The following is a 305-nucleotide window of genomic DNA, read 5'->3' on the forward strand; positions in this document are numbered from 1 at the left end:
CCCGGTGAACGTGTGCGAGAACACCGTGAACGTGGTGGGGCTGCTCAACCCGGCGGCGGGCAACAGCTGTGCCGCCGAGGACGGCGGTGGCGACGCGGCCGGGACGCCCGAAGGAACCTCCACGGACGGCGGGGCGACCGCGAACGGGGGCGGAAAGGATTCACCGGGCGTGCTGTCCGGCAACACCGTGCAGCTCCCGGTGCACGCCCCGGTGAACGTGTGCGAGAACACCGTGAACGTGGTGGGGCTGCTCAACCCGGCGGCGGGCAACAGCTGTGCCGCCGAGGACGGCGGTGGCGACGCGG

Annotated in this window: 1 protein-coding gene; it reads left to right on the plus strand. The window is 72.8% G+C overall.

Annotation, left to right across the window (positions count from 1 at the left end):
• Nucleotides 1-305, plus strand: a 305-nt coding sequence (locus KUM49_RS38295) for a chaplin family protein (protein ID WP_217241571.1), incomplete at both ends; no start/stop codon positions are given.

The organism is Streptomyces sp. AC555_RSS877 (genome assembly GCF_019049245.1).
Classification (GTDB): domain Bacteria; phylum Actinomycetota; class Actinomycetes; order Streptomycetales; family Streptomycetaceae; genus Streptomyces.